Consider the following 18,334-nt stretch of genomic DNA (forward strand, 5'->3'; position numbering starts at 1 on the left):
ATCAGCTGGCCCGAAGATGGCGCCACGGCTCGACCATCGGCCGCCTGCCCATCAGCGTGCCCAGCGCGTCCAGCGCCTGCGACAGTTCCTGAAGATCTTCGGTCACCAGCGCCTGCGGCCCGTCGCAGAGCGCCTCCTCCGGATGCGGGTGCACGTCCACGAGCACGCCGTCGGCGCCCACCGCGATCGCGGCCCGGCTCAGCGGCAGCACGAGATCGCGTCGGCCACCGGAATGCGACGGGTCGATCATCACCGGCAGATGCGAAAGATGCTGGACCACCGGCACCGCCGAGACGTCGAGCGTGTTGCGGGTCGAGGTCTCGAAGGTCCGGATCCCGCGCTCGCACAACACGATGTCGAGACAGCCGCGCTGCGCGATGTACTCGGCCGCCATCAGCCATTCCTCGATGGTGGAGTTCATCCCGCGTTTGAGCAGCACCGGCTTCCCGGCCCGCCCCGCCGCCTGCAGCAGCCCGAAGTTCTGCATGTTCCGGGTGCCGATCTGCAGCATGTCGGCGTACTCGGCGACCATGTCGACGTCGTGCGGCGCCACCACCTCGGTGACCACCGGGAGCCCGGTCTCGGCCCGGACGTCGGCCAGGATCCCGAGCCCGCGTTCCCCGAGCCCCTGGAAGGCGTACGGCGACGTCCTCGGTTTGAAGGCGCCGCCGCGCAGGAGGGTGGCGCCCGCTCTTTTGGCCATCAGCGCGGCTTCGAGGGTCTGCTCCGGCGTCTCCACCGCGCACGGCCCGGCGACCAGCGTCGTGGTGTCCGGCCCGATCGACACGCCGCCGACCACGACCGTCGACCGGCCTTCCGGCCGGTGTTCGCGGCTGACCAGCTTGTACTTCGCGGAAATCCGGGTCACCCGTGCGACGCCGGGGCGCCCGCTGAGATTCAGGGTTTCGAACAGGTCGACATCGCCGATCAGCCCGATGATCGTCCTGCTCACCCCACGGCTGACGAAGGCGCTTCCACCGACGGATTCCACCTGGTCGACGATCGCCCACACCTGTTCGTCCGTGGCGTTCGGCGTCATCACGATGACCATATCCACGATCTCCTCTTGGTCGGCGGGCGAGCCTGAAGTCCCTCCCGGCCGACCCATCGTCTCCGCGCCGCCCGGCCCCTCACGTCCTTAAACCTGCCGCAATCGGAGAGACGTCACGGCCGCGCCCGGCTGGGATCGTCGGAACAGGTTCACGCGAGGACCGGTGTCCTCCCGCTACCAGCCCACCCGGTTCCACGGCTAGGAGGAAATGGTGTCGATCACCGAGAACCCGACTCGCGAAGAGCTCGTCCAGCGGGCCACCGATCTGGTTCCGACGTTGCGGAAGCACGCGGCCTGGACGGAGGAGAACCGGCGGCTGCACGACGAGTCGATCGAGGCGATCACCGAGGCCGGTCTCTTCCGGCTGCGGGTCCCCAAGCGGTACGGCGGATACGAGGCGGACACCCGCACCATCGTCGAGGTCGCCGCGGAACTCGGCCGCGCCGACGCGTCCCCGGCCTGGACGACCGCGGTCAGCTGGATCACCAGCTGGATGACCGGTCTCTTCCCGGACGCGGTGCAGGACGAGGTCTTCTCCCGTCCTGACATCCGGGTGTGCGGGACGCTCAGCCCGACGGCGATCGCCGGGCCCGCCGAGGGCGGCATCGTCGTCAACGGCAAGTGGGGCTTCATCAGCGGCGCGCGGCACGCCCACTGGCAGGTCGTCATCGCGGTCCTCGTCGAGGAAGGCGCGGAGCCGTACCCGGTCATGGGCGTCGTCCCGCTGACGGATCTGCTGATCGTCGACGACTGGAACACCACCGGCTTGCGCGGTACCGGCAGCGTCAGCACGGTCGCCAAGGATCTGTTCATCCCGAGCGAGCGGATCATCAGCCTGCCGGCCGTCCTGCAGGGGCAGTACTCCTCGACGGCCAACGCCGGGCTGGAGATCTTCCGGGCTCCCCTGCTCCCGGTCGCCGCGGCGTCGTCGGTCGGCAGCGTCCTCGGCCTCGGCCGGGCCGCGAAGGAGCTGTTCCTCAAGCGCCTGCCGAACCGCAAGATCACTTACACCGCCTACGAAAGCCAGCGTGAGGCGCCGCTGACGCACCACCAGGTCGCCGACGCGACGCTGAAGCTGGACGAGGCCGAGTTCCACGCGACCCGGCTGACCTCGCTCGTCGACGGCAAGGCGGCCGACGGCACGCCGTGGAAGCTCGACGAGCGCGCCCAGGCGCGCGCGGACATGGGCGCGACGGTGAAGCTGAGCAAAGAGGCCATCGACATCTTCGCCAACGCCAGCGGCGGGTCGTCGATCTTCGCCGACGTCCCGATCCAGCGGATCGTCCGCGACATCCAGGCGGTCAACCTGCACGCGCTCATGCACCCCGACACCAACAACGAGCTGTACGGGCGCGTGCTGTGCGGGCTCGAGCCGAACACCCTCTACATCTGACGACCCGAGACCTCCAGGAAGGAAAGTCATGACGACCACCGAAACCGCCAAGGTCACCGACGCGGACAAGGCGGCCATCGCGGCCCTCACCCAGAAGGTCATCGCCGCCTGGGCCTATCACGACGCGGACGCGTTCGCCGACGTCTTCACCGAGGACGGCACGATGATCCTCGCCGGCAGCTTCGCCAACGGGCGCGAAGAGATCCGGGCGTTCCTCAAGGACGCCTACGCCACCAACTACAAGGGCACGCAGGTGACCGGGAAGCCCGTCGGCCTGCGCTTCCTCTCCGCGGACTCCGCGGTGCTGCTCACCCAGGGAGGTGTGCTGTACAAGGGCGAGTCCGAGGTCGCCGACCACAACGCGATCCGCGCCTCGTGGACCGTCGCCCGCCAGGACGGCGAGTGGCGGCTCGCCGCGTACCAGAACACCCCGCGCGACAAGTGAGTTCCGCCGCCTGCGGGCGGTGATGTCCGAACGAGGCCTGCCTCCCGCCGGAGGCAGGCCTCGTCGGCGTCTGTCCTCTGTGGAACGTCGTGCACCGGCCCGACGGGGGAGGACACTGAAAGGGCCGGTCACGTCACCCGGGAAGGGTGAGCGTGACCGGCCCGACAGGCGGATCTCGTGCGACGGCGTCAGGCCGTGCGGCTGTCCGGGGTCGTCGAGGCCGCCAGCTTCGCCACCACGTCCCGGGTGAAGGTGGCGAGGTCGGGATCCTCGAACAAGCCGCCCATGTCGATCTGGACGCCGAGCTCGTCCTCGATCCGCGCCGCGATCCGGACCGCCGAAATCGACTGCCCCCGCAGCTCGAAGAAGGTGGCGCCGGCGGGGATCTCGCGGACGTTGAGGACGTCCTTCCAGATCTCCTTGATGTGCTCGGCCGCGGTGGACAGGTCGGCACGCCGCTCGTCGTTGGTCATGGTGGAATCCTCCTGCTCGCCGGTTCTCCGATCCATGATCCCGGCGAACCGCCGATCGTCACGTCTCCACGTTTGCGGTCAGGCCGCGAGGTCTCCACCGAGCAGGTCGTTCCGGAGCGTCGTCAAGTCCGGGTACGAGGCGAGGTCCGGCACGGTCCAGCCGTCGAGGTCGTATTCGGCGAGGCATTCGTCCGCGAACCTCTTGTACCCGTCGAGTTCGCCGCCCGCCATCTGGGAGAACAGCAGTTCCACCCGGGTGTTCTCGTGGTTGCCGGAGTAGTTCCGCTCGTAGAGTTCGTGCCGCCCGCCGAATTCGGTGCCGATGGAGTCCCACAGCAGCTTCATCAGTTTCACCCGCTCGACCGCGGTGGCGCCACCCGAACCGCGGACGTATTTGTCGAGATACGGCCGGATCGCCGGGTTCTTGAAGTCTTCCGCGCTGGAGTTGACGTAGATCAGCCCGCTGGCCACGTCCTGTTCGATGATCTCCTTGATCCGGGGATAGCCGATCTGCATGAACCACCGGTAGGCGAGCCCGTACTGCGGATTGGGCAGCAGGGCGCCGTTGTTCCATTCGATCGGATTCCGCGCGGACGCGTCGGAAAGCGCCCAGAAGAGGTTGCGCCAGGCCAGCACCTCGCCGAGCCTGCTCTGCACACCCCGGAAGTCCTGGGTGCCGGTCATCTCCAGTGCCTTGGCCAGTAGCCCGGCGATGAACTCGATTTTCACGGCGAGGCGGGTGCAGCCGTGAAAGGTGAACCGCTCGACGAAACCCGAACGGCCGGTGAACATCTGCACCTTGCCGAGATCACCGTAGATGAACACGTTCTCCCACGGGATGAGGACCTTGTCCAGCACGAGAATGGTGTCGTTCTCGTCCAACCGGGAGGAAAGCGGGTAGTCGAACGGGCTGCCCATGACCGCGGCGGTCGCCGAATAGGAGGGGCGGCAGATCAGTTTGACCCCGGGCGCGCCCATCGGCACCGTGGCGACCAGCGCGAATTCCCGTTTCTTGATCGGCAGCCCGTAGTGCGCGATGAAGTTGTAATGGGTGAGGGCGGAGCCGGTCGCGACGACCTTCGCCCCACTGACCAGCAGACCGGAGTCGGTCTCCTTCTCCACCTTGATGAACACGTCCGCGACCTCGTCCGGCGGCCGGTCGCGGTCGACCGGGGGATGGACGATCGCGTGGTTCCAGTACAGGACCTTTTCCTGGGATTCCCGGTACCAGCGCCGGGCGTTGTCCTCGAACGGCGCGTAGAACTCGGCGTTGGCCCCCAGCGTGCCGAGGAAGGCGGCCTTGTAGTCGGGACTGCGGCCCATCCAGCCGTAACTCATCCGTGCCCACTGCGCGATGGCCTTCTGGTCCGCGACGAGATCCTCGACACTGCGCGACGTGGTGAAGAACCGGTGGGTGTAGCCGCCACCGCCGGTGTCGGTCGACGTGGTGAGCACGTCCTTGGTCTTGGGGTCGTGGAGGGCGTCGTAGAGCCGCGCCGTCATCCGGATGGGGTTGTGGAACGCCGGATGGGTGGTCACGTCCTTGACGCGGTCACCGTAAAGGTAGATTTCGCGATCGTCACGCAGGCTTTCGATGTATTCGCCGCCGGTCAGCGGCCGCGTTCCTGCGGGGGTGTCCTGGTCGCCCGTCACGAGTTCTTCCTCATTCCTGCCCGACAGCACGCACGTGGATTCCTCTCCGATCAGCATTTCACCGTGTCGTCGCGGCGGCACCTTCTCCGATGCGGCTTCGCTCGCGAAGCCGTGATCGCGCGGGCAATCGAGGAGTACGGGAATACGTCCCCGGACATAGACTCGAATTGCTCAATCAATTCTTTCGAGCCTGCTCAATGCGGCTGCACTGATTCCGAAGCCGCCCCTCAGATCAGAAGGAGATCGCTGTGAGCGGTGCAATCGACGATCGCCGTGCCCCTGACCGGCTGGAGCGGAGCTGATGCGGGTCCTGTTCTCGACCATTCCGTTGTCGGGGCACTTCTTCCCGATGGTTCCGCTGGCCTGGGCGTGCCGGCTCGCCGGTCACGAAGTGCTCGTCACCACCGCGGAGAACTTCGTCCCGACGGTGTCGCGGTCGGGCCTGCCGGTCGTGCCGTGCGGTCCCGCGGCCGACGGGCTGGACGAGGCCTTCGTCTTGGCCAAGGGGCACGAACTCGCGGAGCGGCGGTACGCGCACGGGCAAGGGTTCGCCCGCGTCGCCGCGCGAGCCCTGCCGGGTATGGCGGCGGTGATGGACTCGTGGCGGCCGGACGTCGTCGTGAGCGAGCGGGCGGAGCACGCCGGCCCGGTGACCGCCGCCGCACGCGGCATCCCGGTCGTGGAGTTGCACTGGGCCGTCGCCGAACTCGGCGAGTACCGCGCGTCGGCGGCGGCCGAACTGGGTGAGCTGCCGTCCGCCTCGGCGGTGCTCAACCCGTGGCCGCCGAGCCTGCGCCTGCCCTACTCCGACGGCCATCGGAGCATGTGCAACGTCGACTACAACGGCGACGGGCGGGTGCCGATCTGGGCGCTGCGCCCGGCGGACCGGCCGAGGGTTTGCGTCACCTTCGGGACCGTGCTGCCCCAGTTGTACCTGGACGACGCCTATGAGCTGGTGGTGCCGGTACTGGAGACACTGGCCAGGATGAACATGGAGATCGTGGTCGCCGTGGACGAGAAGGTCGCGGCGGGCTGGCCTCCGTTGCCCAAGGCCGTCCGTCATGTGGGCAGGCTTCCCCTGTCCGAGGTCCTGCGGACGTGTGATCTGGTGGTCCACCACGGCGGCCAGGGCACGACGCTGACCGCGCTGGCGGCCAGCCTGCCCCAGCTCGTGTTGCCCACGTTCGACGACCAGTTCGACAACGCGGCGGCGGTGGTCCGGGCGGGTGCCGGGATCTGCCTGCCCCTGGCCGACTTCACCCCGGCCGCGATCGGTGACCACAGCGGCGAACTGCTGGCGGTGCCCCGGTACACCGAGGCCGCCACCGAGGTCGCCGGGGAGATGTTCGGCCAGCTCCGCCCGGCGGACGTCGTGCCCTTGCTGGCCCGCCTCGCGTCCTGAGCGGAGAAGAGCCCTGGCCGTGGTGGAAACCCGGCCAGGGCTCTCGCGTTCGGACGGCTCGGTCAGATGTAGAGCGTGTCCGGTTCGAGGCCGCACAGCACCCGGCCGTACAGCTCGTTGTTGGTGTTCGGGTTCATCAACGCGTGCAGGCTGATCGCCTGGATGTCCCGCGCGATCCGCTGGATGGGCACGTCGAGGTAGATGGACGAACCGCCGCTCGCCGACTGGAAGATGTCGATGGATTCCTTGGCGAGCCGGACGATCGCGCCGACGTCGGCGCGCACCTGTGCGCGTTCTCCCAGCTTCCACGGCGTGCTCTCCGCCGACTTGGTGTCGACGAGGTTCGTCAGCCGCCACGCGTGGAACTCCGCGGCATCGAGTTTCAGTGCAGCTTCGGCGACCTGGTGGTGCGTGAGCGGGGCTTCTCGCTGGCTTTCGTAACCCGTGTAGGTGATCTTCCGGTCGGGCAGCCGGCTCAGGAAACTGTCCTTCGCGCCCTTCGCGAGGCCGATCGCCGTGCCGACCGCGGACGCGGACGCCACCGGGAGCAGCGGCGCCCGGTAGATCGGGCTCCCCGCGTTCAGCTTCGACGCGCTCTGCCCTTCGAGTACCGCGGGCAGCGGCAGGATCCGGTCCTGCGGGACGAACAGGTCCTGCGCGACCGTGGTGACACTTCCGGTCGCCTTCAACCCCGCGGTGTGCCAGTCGTCGACGACCAGCAGGTCGGAAATCGGGACCAACGCCATGATCGGGTACGGCTCACCGTCGTCGGGGACCAGGATCGCGATGATCTCCTGCCAGTGGCTGTGCAGCGCCCCGCTGATGAACCCCCACTTGCCGTTGACGAGGACGCCGCCGTCGACCGGCTTGGCCATCCCGCCCGGGCTCAGCGTGCCGCACACCCGGACGTCCGGTGTCGAGAACACCTCGTCCTGGACGTGGTCCGGGAACAGACCGGTCATCCAGGTGGGGATCCAGTAGACGGAGGCGACCCACGAGGTCGAACCATCCGCGCTACCGAGTTCTCCTGCCACGTCCGCCAGTGTCTTCGTGTCCACTTCGTAGCCGCCGTAACGGACCGGCGTACGCAGCTTGAAGACCCCCGCGTCGGCGAGGGCCTCGATGGACTCTTCCGGTATCCGGCGGGTTTCCTCGGCTTGGGCGGCGTTCGCGCGCAATACCGGCGCCACCTCGGCGGCCTGGCGAACCAGCTGCTCACGCGTCGGTATGTCGGTGGTCGGCATCATGTCCTCCTGACACGAGTAAGGAACGTCGCGACCATCCCACGGCCCGGTACCGGACCGCGTCCTCTCGAATGCCCAATGTGGGCACCGTCTTCTCCGGGCGATTCCTTTGTGGACAGTCTAGTCGTGCGGTCGGAGCGTCGCGAGAGCCACCTTCGCGACCCACTCGAGAGCGCCGGCGCCTCCCGCCGCGATCGACCCCATCCGGCCGACCGTCCATCCCCGCCGACGTTGCGAAAGCCACTTTCGCAACGCTAGAGGTTGCGAAAGTGGCTTTCGCAACACGCCACCTTCGACTTGCCTCTCGATAGAACCTCTCTATTACTCGCGACCCCTTCGTGGCGCCAATCGAATCGGCCCAGTGTGGGCCCCGCACTGTCGGAGAGTGTCCCTTGTGGACAGCCGAGTGGGCGGTGGCGTCCGGCGAGGGGGCGTGCGGCTGGGGGCGTGTCGCGAAGGCCACTTTCGCGGCACCTGGGTGCGGAGACCGCGAACATGACTCGAATGCCTAGCCGGTCAGGAACTCGTCGAGCGTGACCGGTTCGCCCGCGGTCAGCGCCGCGAGCAGGGCGGCGAACCGCTCGGCGGGCATGGTGCGCACGCCCAGCGCGATCGCCTTGTCCACTTTGGACCCCGCGCCCGCGCCGACCACGACCAGATCCGTGCGGCCGGAGACCGAACCGGACGCGGTGCCGCCGAGCCGTTCGACGGCTTCGTTGCCCTCGTCCCTGGTCAATCCCGGCACCGCGCCGGTGACCACGACCTTCATCGGGGTCCCGTCCGGTTTCCGCAGTGGCGCCGAGGCGGGCTCCTCGCCGTCCGGTCCTGGCCGGTCGTGGCCGGGCTCGGTCATGGTGACGCCGCGGTCGGCCAGCCGGTCGATCAACGGGGTCAGTTCGGCGAGATCGGCCGCGATGGTCACCGCGCGTTCGGGGCCGACACCGTCGACCGCCTGTAGATCGTCGATCGTCGCCGCCAGCAGCGCTCGCATGGTGCCGAAATGGGCGGCGAGCCGGCGCGACATCGCGCGGCCGGCCATCCGGATGCCGAGCGCGGTGAGCAACCGGGACAGCGGCCGTCCCTTCGACGCGGCGATACCGGCCACCAGCTTGCCCGAGGAGAGTTCCGCGAACCGTTCGAGGGTCGCCAGTGTCCCGGCGTCGAGATCGTAGAGATCGGCGGGGTCGGTGACCATGCCTTCGCCGACGAGCTGGTCGAGGATCTTCTCGCCGAGCCCTTCGATGTCCATCGCGTTGCGCGTCGCGTAGTAGGCGAGCGCTTGGCGCGCGCCGCAGATCCGCCCTCCGGTGCAGCGCCACCGCTTCTGGCTCCGGTCGATCTCGCCTCCGCACCGGGGGCAGTGCGCCGGTGGCAGGAACGGGACCGAACCCGCCGGCCGTTCGTCCAGTTTGGCCCCGACGACCTCCGGGATCACGTCACCCGCCCGCCGGACGAACACCGTGTCACCGACCCGGACGTTGCGCCGCACGAGGTCGTCGAAATTGTGCAGGGTGGCCGAAGTGACCTTGACGCCGCCGAACAGCACCGGGGCGAGCGTGGCCACCGGGGTGAGGACACCGGTACGGCCGACCTGGACATCGATCCCGAGCAGGGTGGTGGTGCGCGTGTCGGCGGGGAACTTGTAGGCGATCGCCCAGCGCGGGGCCTTGCTCGACGAACCGGCCAGCTCCCGGTCCGCCGGGGTGTCCGCCTTGATCACCGCGCCGTCCACCCCGAAGCCGAGCGTCGCCCTGGCTTCCCGGAGTGCCTCGACCGCCGCGAGCACCTCGTCGATGCCGTCGCAGATCGTCATACCCGGTCCGGAACTCGCCGTGGTCTTCACGCCGAGGGTTTCGAGCGCGGCGACCGCGGCCGAACGCGGCATCGCCGCGTCCAGACCGTGTACGGCATAGGCGAAGAACGACAATGGCGCGTGGTAACCGCGTTTGTCGGCGCGCAGCGTTCCCGCGGCCGCGCTGCGCGGATGGGCGAACACGGGTTCGTCGTGCTCGGCGCGCATCGCGTTGGCCACCTCGAAATCGGCGTCGGTCATGAAGACCTCGCCGCGGATCTCGATGGTCGCTTCGGTGCTCAGCCGTCCGGGAAGACCGGCTGCCCGGCGGGCCGTCCCGGTCACGTCCTCGCCGGTGCGCCCGTCACCCCTGGTCGCGATCCGGACCAGCCTGCCGTCGGCGTACCACGCGGCGACGGCGAGGCCGTCGATCTTCGGCTCGACGGTGTACCCGGCGGCCGGCCGGCCGAGCAGCTTTTCCAGCCGGGCCGCCCACTTCCGCAGCTGGTCCTCGGCGAACACGTTGTCGAGGCCCAGCATCGGGGAACTGTGCTCGATGTCGCCGCCCGCCGCCGCGCCACCGGCGACCGCGCCGGTCGGCGACCCCGCCGCCCGCCAGTGCGGGTGAGCGGCTTCGGTCGCGGCGATCCGTGCCAGCACAGCGTCATACGTCGCGTCGTCGACGAGGATTTCGTCGCCGTCGTAGTACGCGGACGCCGCGGCCTTGGCCTGTTCGATCGCTTCGGCGTACCGCTGCCGGGTGGCGAAGGGCAGCGCCTGTCCCGGATCGACGACCGCTTCGGCTGCGTTGTCCACCATCGGACCGTACCTCCACGGGTGCGGCTGACACCGTCTCCGAGCTTGCTCTCTTCACGCCCGCGTGAAGGTCAGGAAACCCTTGTGGTGGCCGCGATCGGGGCGGCCCCGCCACAAACGAACCGGAAGATCCCGTCGATCGAAACGAGCAGGCCGGTCGGCTTGAAGGTGACGTCGCCGGCCGTCGGCAAGGTCACCCGCGCCGTCCCGCCGTCCAGCCGCAACGGTGTCCCCTCGGCTGTCGCCGGATTCGACAGCCCCTCGGCGTGGATCGTTTCCGCGGCCGGGCCGCCGACGGCGATCGCCAGCCGCGCGGTGTAGCGCCCCGCCGGTTCGGCCCAGGGATAGTTCGAGGTTTCCACCGTGTTTGCCTGGATCGTCACGGTTTCGCCCGCCGTCGCCGTGGCGGGGGCGGTGACCGTGACGTGCAGTCCCTTCTGGCCGCCCGGACCCATCGGTGAGCCGCAACCCCAGGTGACCGTGACCGTGCCCGCCTGCGCGGTCGCCGGGGCGATCAGGGTCAGGCCTCCCGCGACCGCGACGGCGGCGGCGATTCCCATGACTCTTCGCGCTGTGCGCATCTGCTTCTCCTCGAATGGCTCGTCGATGGGTCGGCTCAACCGTCGTACGGGGCGAGAGTGACGGGAACGCCGTTGAAGACCGCGTTCCCGGATAGAGCGTCCACTTTGGACTCGTCGGTCAACGTGTTCGCGTTGACCCCCGGATGGTTCGCCGCGACCCGCTGGGCACTGCCCTGATGACCCCAGCCGTGCGGAAGGCTCACCACCCCGGGCATGATCCGGTCGGTCGGCTCGACCGGGACGACGAGTTCGCCCGTCGCCGATCGGATGATCGCCTCGTCGCCGAGCCCGAGCCGGGCCACGTCGGCCGGGTTGACGTGCAGCGTGCACCGGTTGCTCCCGCCGACCAGTGGCGCGGTGTTGTGCAACCAGCTGTTGTTGGACCGGAGCTGGCGCCGTCCGATCAGCAGGAACTCGCCGGGAGGCCCGGCCAGCGCGCGACGCAGCCGGTCGACGTCGGCGACCAGTTCCGGCGGGGCCAGCTCGACCAGCCCGGACGGCGTCGTGATCAATTCCTTCAGCCTGGGCTCCAGCGGGCCGAGGTCGATGCCGTGCGGACGGGCGCGCAGCTCGGCCAGGGAGAGGTCGTAGGGCCCGAGCTTGAGCATCGCGTCGAGCATCCGCTCCGGACCGCTGTCCCCGGTCAGCCCTTCGTACAGGGCGGCCACGTCGACGTCCGCGAACGGGGAGCCCGGGGCCGAGGTGACACCTTGGAGCAGCCCCTCGATGATCATGGCGTCCGCCGCGGCCGGGTCGGCCTCCGCGCCGTGGCCACCGGCGATGAGCAGCAGGCGGGCCAGGATCTCGGCCTCGGACCGCTGATCGTCGTCCAGCGGCGTGATCTGCGGCGAGAACCGGGTGTAGTTGCGGACCGCGACGATGAGCAGCAGGAAATCGTAATGCGGGGTCTGCGTCATGCGTGGTGGCGGCAGGATCACGTCCGCGTGCTTCGTCGTCTCGTTCAGGTACGGGTCCACGCACACCATGAAGTCGAGCCCGGGAAGCGCGCGATCCAGCCTCGGCCCGTTCGGTGCCGAAAGCACGAGGTTGCCCGCGATCGAGATCAGCGCCCGCACCTGGCCGTCATCCTCGGTCTCGATCTCGTCGGCGAGGGTCGCGACCGGGAGCTCGCCGAGTGTCTCGGGAAGGCCGCGGACCCTGCTGTGCCACCGGCCGGTACCGAACGGCTGACCGGTGCGGAAGATCTCCAGTGCCGCCGTCCTGGTGAACATCACCCCGCCCGGCCGGTCGAAATTGCCGGTCAGGATGTTCACGGTGTCCACGAGCCACTGCGTGACGGTCCCGAACTCGGCCGTCGACGTGCCGATCCGGGTGTACACCGCCGCCGTCGGCGCGGCGGCCAATTCCCTGGCCAGCTTGACGATCTCGTCGGCGGGGATCCCGCTCACCACCTCGACGGCCTCCGGCGTGAACTCTTCGGCGAGCTCCCGGAGTTCCGGGAGCCCCCGCACGTCGAGGTCGACCGAGGTGAGGTTTTCGGCGAACAGGGTGTGGATGATGCCGAACAGCAGTGCGGCGTCCGTGCCGGGCCGGATGGGCAGGTGCCGGTCGGCGAATTCGGCGGTGCGGGTGCGGCGCGGGTCGACGGCGACCACCGTGCCGCCGCGCCGCCGCAACGCCTTCAGCCTGCGCGGGAAATCCGGGGCCGCGCAGAGCGACCCGTGCGACTCGAGCGGATTCGCCCCGATGATCAGCAGATAATCGGTCCGGTCGAGGTCGGGGACCGCGATGGCGTACGGATCACCGAACATGAACCCGGTCGAGACGTGCTTGGGTTGCTGGTCGATGGTGCTCGCCGAGTAGACGTTCCGGGTGTTCAGCACCTGCGCCAGCGGTTGCCGGTACATGAAACCCGCCATCGTGTGATAGGTCGGATTGCCGAAGTAGACACCGACCGCGTCGCGGCCGTGCGTCTCGATCACCTTCGTCAATCCCGTTTCGACCCGTTGGAACGCCTCGTCCCAGGTCGCTTCCCGCCACCGGTCGCCTTCGCGGATCATCGGCACCCGCAGACGATCAGGATCCCCTTCGATCTTCCCGAGACTCGCTCCCTTCGGGCAGATGTACCCCTTGGAGAACGGATCGTCCTGATCGCCGGTCACCGAGAGGACGCGGCCCTCGTCGAGTACCAGTCGAAGGCCGCAGACGGCGTCACAGATCGGGCAGGTCCGGTGCGCGGTGGTGGTCGGCATCGCTCACGCAGCCCGGCGTTCTTCGATCACCGGCGTGACGTCCGCGGCCGGTGCCCAGTTCGCGTGGACGCCGCTTTCGGCCGACGGGCCGAACAGCGACTTCGCCAGCACCCGGAGGACCATGCCGGGACGCATCAGCGACTCGGGACGATCGACGAGACCCGCGGCCCGCATGTAGGCGGCGGTGACCTTGCCGTCGCGGGTCGCGGCGACCTGCACACGCTTCAGGTACTTCTGCGCCATCCGGACCTGGAACGTGCGGTTTCCCTTCACCCCAGGGAAAGTGAGGTCCACCGTGTTCGTCATCTCCCACGGCGGGTCGATGACGTCGTGGGCGAGATCGCGGAAGTAGTCGGTCGGCTCGGGCGCCGCACCGCTGTGCAGATGCTGGCGCATGGTCATCGCGGACATCGCCGCGACACTCATGCCCTGCGCGTACACCGGGTTGAAACAGGTGATCGCGTCGCCGGTGACCAGGAGGCCGGCGGGGAACCGGGTCAGCTTCTCGTACTGGCGGCGTACCGTCGTCGGGAAGCGGAACGCCGTCGGCTCGTCGACCGGGTCGGCGTACCGGATGGCGTCGTAGACGTCCCTGGAGGGCAGCGTCTTCAGCCATTCGTAAAGACCGGCCTGGTCGGTGGGCGGGTGGTCGCCGAGCAGGCCGTACGTGGTCAGTTCGAGCTCGCCGTTGTCCGTGCGGATGAAGACCGCGCCGCGCGGACTGCCGGGGTAGGCGACGGGGTTGATCGCCACGTCGTCGCCGAACGGGTCGGCCCCTTCGCGCAGGCGGAAATGCTGCGTGACGTAGACGAGGTCGATCTTCTTCCGTTCCTCCGGCACGGCTCCGTAGCCGAGTTCTTCCAGCCAGACGGGGGTCCGCGACCCTCGGCCGGTGGCGTCGACGACCAGGTCGGCCTCGATCACCTTCTCGGTCTTCGTACCGCGCCGCTGCACCCGGACCCCGGTCACCGTGCCGCGATCGGCCGTGGTGACCAGGCCGAGGATGTCGTGCTGCTCGGTGAAGACCACGTTGGGGATCTTCTCGACGCGTTCACGGATGTGGAACTCGAGCACCGGCCGCCGCGCGCCCAGCGTGACGAGACCGGCGCGTTGCTGCTTCAGCCGCCTGCCGCCGAAGAACCAGCGGCAGCTGCCGGAAAGGTCGCCGCCGGGCACCCCGTAGTCCAGGATCTGCTTGGTGAGCCCGGGAAACAGCTCTTCCATGATCTGCTGGCCCCTGGCGAGCAGACCGTTGATGTGCCGCCCCTGGGGCGCGTGACGGCGAGGGCCCTTCGTCCCGACGAGGGTGTCGCGATCCACGATGCGCACCTCGTCGTAGGCGTCCGCGAGGACCCTGGCCGCGAACAATCCGGCAATGCTGCCGCCGAGTACCACCGCGCGGGTTGGCGCATCCTGGCCCATCGCGGTCACCTCCTTCACTTTCAAAGGGACAAAGGGTGGCCGTCAGGCCTGGACGGAGCTCATCGGGATGGAGGTGGTCAGGCCGCCGTCGACCGCGAGCTCCTGGCCCGTGATGTACGAAGCCTTGGGGGAGAGCAGGAAGAGCGCGGCACTCGCGACGTCCTCGGGAAGGCCGAGCCTGCCAAGCGAAACCTGGACCCGGCACGCTTCGCGGGCCTCTTCGGTGGGCGAAATGCCGTCGAACATGTCGGTCCGGATATAGCCGGGGCTGATCGCGTTGACCCGGATCCCGGCGTCACCGAGATCGGACGCGAGCGAGCGGGCCAGGTTGATGACGGCGGCCTTGGTCGCCGCGTACACCGCGGCGAAGCCCAGCCCGCGATGCGCGAGCCACGATCCGTTGATGACCACGGATCCGCCGTTTTCCAACAGCGGCACCGCCTTCTGGATGGTGAAGAAGACGCCCTTCAGGTTGGCGCCGACGAGCTTGTCGAAGGCGTCCTCGCCGACGTACGCGCTCGGCGCGAAATCGGCCGTGCCCGCGTTGGCGAACACGCCGTCCAGACGGCCGAACCGGTCGCGGATCGCGGTGACGAGCGCGTCGAGGTCGTCGGTGCTCGCGACGTCGGTCGGCACGGCGAGGACCCGGTCTCCCGCGTTGAGCTCCTTCGCCGCCGTGGTGAGCCGCTCGCGGTCCCGGCCGGCGAGCACGACGTTCGCGCCCGCGGCGACCAATTGTCCTGCGGTGGCAAGGCCCATTCCGCTGCCGCCACCGGTGATGAGTACGGTCTTGCCGTCGAATTCAGCCATGCAGTCATGGTCACACGCGTGCGCCTGGGCGGTCCTCTTCACGTTTGCGCATCCTGTCGAGGGGTCAGGCAGGGTTTCGTGACGCGAGCCGATCAGGCTGATCATCCATAAAGGACACTGTCGATGCGCGTGATTGGACGGACGACACGCGTGACTGGATGGACGACACGCGGCGATGTCCGCCTGATCACGCGTGTCGTCCGCCTGATCACGCGTGTCGTCCAGTCCATCACGGGAAACGCCGTCCGGTCTCGTGAGTGGTGAGGACGACTGGAACCCCGAACACTGACGAACCCACTCGGACACGCGGGGCCATCGTCCGCTCGGGTCAGCCGGTCTGGCCCGTGTTGGATCACGCCACGCTCGGCCTAGCCTTCAGTAGCCCTCTTTACCGCTCGCGACCCCGGCGCGAGAATGCGCGAAGTGCTCTAATCGGGCGCCGAAGACCGATCTCGAGTCTTTTTTGGACAGTCCTGGCGGCGCCGGGCCGCTCGACGCTTTCGGGGCCTGTCGCGCTTGCGCATCGAGAAGTGCTTGTGTGCCACGACATCAGGCGGCCGCCGGCCGTTCGTAGTCGGATTCGGGGTCTTCGGCGCGCGCGCCCTGCCACCGTTCGTGATCGATCCGCCGAAGGTGTTCTTCTTCGCTGTATTCGACCCCGTTCATGGCGAGGCGCAGCAGCGGGGGCGCCATCAGCGAGGTCACGATGGCGACCAGGACGATGATCGTGTACGTGGCCGTGTTCAGCACGCCCAGCCGTAATCCGGTCAACGCGATGATCACCTCGACGACGCCTCGCGCGTTCATCCCCGCGCCGAGCGCGAACCCTTCCCGCCTGCTGAGCTTGCCGAGCCGGGCGCCGAGGTAGGCCCCGCCGAACTTGCCGAGGATCGCCACGGCGAGCACGGCCGCCGCGGTGATCGCCACGGAAGGATCGCCGAGCGCGGTCAGATCCATCCGCAACCCCGCCGAGGCGAGGAAGATCGGCGCGAGGACGGAGAGCACGATGGTCCGCAGTGGCGCCAGTTTGACCTGCGCCTCCGGCGAGCCGGCGACCAGCAGGCCGGCGACGAAGGCCCCGAAGATCGCCTCCATGCCGAGCGCGTGGGTGATCACCGCACCCGTCAGCACGACGATCACCGCGGTGGCGACCGCGGGCCCCGGCGCGGCGGATCGCGCGGCGACGTTCATGATCTTGCGGACCAGCGGACGCCCGATCGTCGCGGCGAACACGACGAAACCGATCAGATAGAGCACCGAGAGGGTGATACCGCCGGCGCTGATCCCGATGGTCGCGGCGGCCGCGACGACGGACAGGAGCAGCCAGCCGACCGCGTCGTCGATCATCCCCGCGGCCAGGGTGAGCTGGCCGATGTCACGGTGCAGCAACCGCATGTCGCTCAGGGTCTTGGCGATGACCGGGATCGCGGTGACGCACATGGCGACACCGAGGAACAACGCGAAGACCAGCGGGCTCGCCTTCTCGCCCGCGGTCACCGAACTCGGCAGCAGCAGGCCGAGTGCGATGCCGAGGCCGAGCGGAACGATCAGCCCGCACAGGCTCACCAAAGCCGCGGCCTTGCCCTGTCGGCGCAGGATCCGGGGATCGAGATAGGTGCCGGTGACCCCGACGAGCAGCAGCACGCCGAGCTGGCCGACGGCGTCGAGCAGGTGCATCTGCGCCGGTTCGGACGGCAGCAGCCAGGCCGTGAAACCCGGCGCGAGATGGCCGAGCAGCGACGGCCCGAGCAGGACACCGGTGAGCAGTTCGCCGGTGATCGACGGCAGCCCGAATCTTTCGGCCAGCCTGCCGAGCAACCGGGCCAGCACCAGCAGGACGACCAGCGCCAGGAGAAAGATCAGCAGCGGATGCGCGGCCAACGGGGCGACTGGGGCAGCAAGGCTCACGACCGACCTCCAAGGAGTTTGCCGATCAGTTTTCAGTCCGTGCCCTCACCCGTGCCTCCTCCGCTTTGCGGGGATACGGAGGCGGCCGAGCGCAATCGACAGGACGCCCCGCGGCCGGGATCGGCCGACGATGTCCCTGTATCCGGGTGCCGAGTTCCAGGAGGACCGATGGGCAGCGCGGGTTTCGCCGAAACCAAGCATTTACTGGTCGATCAGGCCACGGGCGACTATCTCGCCGCCGCCACCACGGCACCCGACCCCGTGGTGCGGTCGCTGATCGACCGCACCGCTTCACTCGGCGAGGCGGCGGGCATGATGGCGACCGCCGCGCAGGCGACCCTCCTGACGATGCTGGCGAGGCTGGTGTCCGCGAAGACGGTCGTCGACATCGGCACGTTCACCGGGTTGTCGGCCCTCGCGCTCGCCCGCGGGCTCGCCGACGGCGGGCGGGTCATCACCTGTGACGTCACCGACGACTCGCTGGCTCTCGCGCGGGAGCATTGGGAGCGTGCGGGGGTGGCCGATCGCATCGAGTTCCGGCTCGGCGCCGCCGGGCGGACGCTGACCGGACTGGCCGAGGGGACGAGCGCCGATCTCGTTTTCATCGACGCGGACAAGATGAACTATCCGAAGTACTACCGGCTCGCCGCGCCCTTGGTGCGTTCCGGCGGTCTGCTTATCGCGGACAACGTGCTGCTCGACGGCCACGTCGTCGATCCGGCGCTCGCCGGGCCGGGGCTGCCGCGACTGTGCGCCGAAACCCTGCGGTCGTTCAACGCGGCCCTCGCCGCCGACGACCGGTTCGATGTCGTCATGCTTCCTTTCGCGGACGGGTTGACCATCGCGCGGAAGAAGTAACTTCGATCATCGCGGCCGAGGCGCCTTTCCGGTAACGGGAAGGCGCCTTTTCTTTTTTCGGCGTAAATCGAGGTGTTTCACATATTTTCGACGTGAAGAACGCATGGGCCGAAATGTCCGTCTCGCCCTTGTGTCGCTCGGGTGGGAGCGGGACGCTGCACGATGACTTTGTTGATATCACAGGAAAACTGATGGTAGCCGGGCTGTGATGGCGTCCTGTCTCCTGTCGGGCCGACGCGTTCGGGAAATACGCGCTTTCCGGCGGGAATTCAC

At 68.6% G+C, this 18,334-nt stretch carries 14 protein-coding genes; 4 read left to right on the forward strand and 10 right to left on the reverse strand.

Annotated features, from left to right (window positions below; genetic code table 11):
- Position 1: 1 nt before the first annotated feature.
- Positions 2 to 1,039 (reverse strand): 3-deoxy-7-phosphoheptulonate synthase, encoded by a 1,038-nt coding sequence (gene aroF / locus ACLJQ7_RS12805; RefSeq protein ID WP_410648394.1) that lies wholly within the window; start codon positions 1,037 to 1,039, stop codon positions 2 to 4.
- A gap of 223 nt (positions 1,040 to 1,262) precedes the next feature.
- On the opposite strand from aroF, the gene ACLJQ7_RS12810 reads away from it, so the two are divergent.
- Positions 1,263 to 2,444 carry an acyl-CoA dehydrogenase family protein gene (locus ACLJQ7_RS12810; RefSeq protein WP_410648395.1) on the forward strand — a complete coding sequence of 394 codons (1,182 nt, stop codon included), beginning with the start codon at positions 1,263 to 1,265 and terminating at the stop codon, positions 2,442 to 2,444.
- Between the two features lie 28 nt (positions 2,445 to 2,472).
- Positions 2,473 to 2,889 (forward strand): SgcJ/EcaC family oxidoreductase, encoded by a 417-nt coding sequence (locus ACLJQ7_RS12815; protein ID WP_410648396.1) that lies wholly within the window; start codon positions 2,473 to 2,475, stop codon positions 2,887 to 2,889.
- A gap of 188 nt (positions 2,890 to 3,077) precedes the next feature.
- Here ACLJQ7_RS12815 and ACLJQ7_RS12820 read toward each other — a convergent pair whose 3' ends face one another.
- Positions 3,078 to 3,362 carry a phosphopantetheine-binding protein gene (locus ACLJQ7_RS12820; RefSeq protein WP_410648397.1) on the reverse strand — a complete coding sequence of 95 codons (285 nt, stop codon included), beginning with the start codon at positions 3,360 to 3,362 and terminating at the stop codon, positions 3,078 to 3,080.
- Between the two features lie 78 nt (positions 3,363 to 3,440).
- Positions 3,441 to 5,015 carry a 4-hydroxyphenylacetate 3-hydroxylase N-terminal domain-containing protein gene (locus ACLJQ7_RS12825; protein WP_410648398.1) on the reverse strand — a complete coding sequence of 525 codons (1,575 nt, stop codon included), beginning with the start codon at positions 5,013 to 5,015 and terminating at the stop codon, positions 3,441 to 3,443.
- Between the two features lie 301 nt (positions 5,016 to 5,316).
- On the opposite strand from ACLJQ7_RS12825, the gene ACLJQ7_RS12830 reads away from it, so the two are divergent.
- A complete protein-coding gene (locus ACLJQ7_RS12830) occupies positions 5,317 to 6,417 on the forward strand; it encodes a nucleotide disphospho-sugar-binding domain-containing protein (RefSeq protein ID WP_410648399.1) in 1,101 nt (366 codons plus the stop codon).
- Positions 6,418 to 6,479: 62 nt separating this feature from the next.
- On the opposite strand, the gene ACLJQ7_RS12835 is transcribed toward ACLJQ7_RS12830, so the two are convergent.
- The 7 genes from ACLJQ7_RS12835 to ACLJQ7_RS12865 form a co-directional block, all read right to left on the reverse strand.
- Entirely contained in the window at positions 6,480 to 7,661 is a 1,182-nt protein-coding gene (locus ACLJQ7_RS12835; protein WP_410648400.1) for an acyl-CoA dehydrogenase family protein, read from the reverse strand.
- A 508-nt stretch (positions 7,662 to 8,169) separates the two neighbouring features.
- A complete protein-coding gene (ligA, locus tag ACLJQ7_RS12840; protein WP_410648401.1) occupies positions 8,170 to 10,272 on the reverse strand; it encodes an NAD-dependent DNA ligase LigA in 2,103 nt (700 codons plus the stop codon).
- A 68-nt stretch (positions 10,273 to 10,340) separates the two neighbouring features.
- Positions 10,341 to 10,850: a hypothetical protein gene (locus ACLJQ7_RS12845; protein WP_410648402.1), complete on the reverse strand. Its 510-nt coding sequence runs from the start codon at positions 10,848 to 10,850 to the stop codon at positions 10,341 to 10,343.
- Positions 10,851 to 10,885: 35 nt separating this feature from the next.
- Positions 10,886 to 13,063 (reverse strand): molybdopterin-dependent oxidoreductase, encoded by a 2,178-nt coding sequence (locus tag ACLJQ7_RS12850; protein ID WP_410648403.1) that lies wholly within the window; start codon positions 13,061 to 13,063, stop codon positions 10,886 to 10,888.
- A 3-nt stretch (positions 13,064 to 13,066) separates the two neighbouring features.
- Positions 13,067 to 14,485, reverse strand: coding sequence for an FAD-binding monooxygenase (locus ACLJQ7_RS12855; protein WP_410648404.1), 1,419 nt, complete (start codon positions 14,483 to 14,485; stop codon positions 13,067 to 13,069).
- A gap of 42 nt (positions 14,486 to 14,527) precedes the next feature.
- The gene (locus ACLJQ7_RS12860) at positions 14,528 to 15,295 is read right to left on the reverse strand and encodes an SDR family NAD(P)-dependent oxidoreductase (RefSeq protein WP_410648405.1); all 768 of its coding nucleotides are present in this window, start codon (positions 15,293 to 15,295) and stop codon (positions 14,528 to 14,530) included.
- Positions 15,296 to 15,844: 549 nt separating this feature from the next.
- A complete protein-coding gene (locus ACLJQ7_RS12865; RefSeq protein ID WP_410648406.1) occupies positions 15,845 to 17,203 on the reverse strand; it encodes a cation:proton antiporter in 1,359 nt (452 codons plus the stop codon).
- Positions 17,204 to 17,371: 168 nt separating this feature from the next.
- Here ACLJQ7_RS12865 and ACLJQ7_RS12870 point away from each other — a divergent pair, with 168 nt between their 5' ends.
- Entirely contained in the window at positions 17,372 to 18,061 is a 690-nt protein-coding gene (locus ACLJQ7_RS12870) for an O-methyltransferase (RefSeq protein WP_410648407.1), read from the forward strand.
- Positions 18,062 to 18,334 lie beyond the last annotated feature (273 nt).

The sequence above is a fragment of the Amycolatopsis sp. cmx-4-54 genome (assembly GCF_046548895.1).
GTDB lineage: Bacteria > Actinomycetota > Actinomycetes > Mycobacteriales > Pseudonocardiaceae > Amycolatopsis.